Source organism: Paracoccus ravus, from assembly GCF_004522175.1.
Lineage (GTDB): Bacteria > Pseudomonadota > Alphaproteobacteria > Rhodobacterales > Rhodobacteraceae > Paracoccus > Paracoccus ravus.
Genome location: NZ_SDEB01000076.1, coordinates 1 through 1,767, shown reverse-complemented (window position 1 = coordinate 1,767; position 1,767 = coordinate 1). Strand labels below are relative to the sequence as shown.

Here is a 1,767-nt window from a genome sequence, read left to right as displayed (position 1 = left end):
CTTGCCCTGGCGGCGGTTGAGGTAGGGGTGCACCATGCCGCCCTGGATCGGGCCGGGGCGGACGATGGCGACCTCGCAGACCAGATCGTAGAAGTTGCGCGGCCGCATCCGAGGCAGGAAATTCAGCTGCGCCCGGCTTTCGACCTGAAACACCCCGATCGCATCGGCGCGGCAGAGCATGTCATAGACCCGCGCGTCCTTGGGCGGGATATTCGCGAGGGTCCAGCGCTCGCGCCGGTGCTCTTCGAGCAACCCGAAGGCCTTGCGGATCGCGGTCAGCATGCCGAGCGCGAGGATGTCGACCTTCAAGAGCCCGAGCGCGTCGATATCGTCCTTGTCCCATTCGATGACGGTGCGGTCCTCCATGGCGGCATTCTCGATCGGGCAAAGCTCGTCGAGCCGGCCCTGAGTAATGACGAAACCGCCGACATGCTGGCTGAGATGGCGCGGAAAGCCGATGATCTCGCCGATCAGCCGCACCGCCAAGGCGACGCGCCGGTCCTCGGGATGCAGCCCCGCGTCGCGCAGCCGCTCCTCGCTCGGCGCGGCCGAGGACCAGCCCCAGATCTGCCCCGAGAGCCGGGCGATCACGTCCTGACTGAGGCCCATGACCTTGCCGACCTCGCGGATGGCGGCGCGGGCGCGGAAATGGATCACCACCGCCGTCAGCCCGGCACGCTCACGGGTATAGCGCTCATAGATCCACTGGATGACTTCCTCGCGGCGTTCATGTTCGAAATCGACATCGATATCCGGCGGCTCGCCGCGTTCCTTCGAGATGAATCGCTCGAAGATCAGGGTGATGGATTCCGGCGGCACTTCGGTGATGCCCAGGAGGTAGCAGACGACGGAATTGGCCGCCGAACCGCGACCCTGACAGAGGATGCCCTGTGCGCGCGCGAAGCTGACGATGTCATGGACCGTCAGGAAATAGGGCGCATATGCGACCTCGGCGATAAGACGTAGCTCCTTCTCGACGCGCGAGACGATCTTCGGCGGCGGGCCGTCCGGATAGCGCCAGATCAGCCCCTCGCGGGCGAGGCGTTCGAGCCGCGTCTGCGCCGGTTCGCCGTCCTGCGCCTCGTCGGGATATTGATAGCGCAGCTGATCGAGGCGGAAGGCGCAGCGATCCGCGATCTCGACCGTGCGGCGCAAGGCCGCCGGGTAGCGGTGGAAGATCCGGGCGAGTTCGGCACCGGATTTGAGGCGGTTCTCGCCATTGGCCAGGCGGCGATCGCCGATCGCGTCGATGGTGCAGCCCTCGCGGATGCAGGTCAGCACATCCGCCAGAGGCCGGCGGTGTGAGCGGTGCATCAGCACATCGCCGACCGCGATCAGGGTCAGGCCGGTGGCCTGCGAGATCCCGGCCAGCCGGTCCAGCCGCTCCTGATCCTGACCGTCATAGACGGGGGCGGCACCGAGATGGCATTGGCCCGCGAAGCGGCTGGCGATCCGCCGCAGATCCGGCATGAAATCGTCCCCCTCCAGCGGATCGGGCGGCAGGGCGATCAGGATCATCCCCCTGCCCCATTCTTCCAGATCAGCCAGACCGATGTGGCAGCTGCCTTTCCCGGCCCGCCGCTTGCCCAAAGACAGAAGCCGGGTCAGCCGCGACCAGGCGGCCAGATCGCTGGGCAAGGCAAGCCATTCAACGCGGCTGTCACTCAGCACCAGACGGGCACCGGGGATCAGCCGGGGCAGAGGCACCTGCGCCCCCTGCCCCGCCTCATCGCGCAGCCGCTGCAATTCCTTCAAGGCCGAGAAGGC

Annotated in this window: 1 protein-coding gene; it reads right to left on the bottom strand. The window is 67.0% G+C overall.

Annotation, left to right across the window (positions count from 1 at the left end):
* Positions 1-1,767 (bottom strand): error-prone DNA polymerase family protein (locus tag ESZ60_RS20540; protein ID WP_483414166.1); only part of this gene is annotated, 1,767 nt, incomplete at both ends.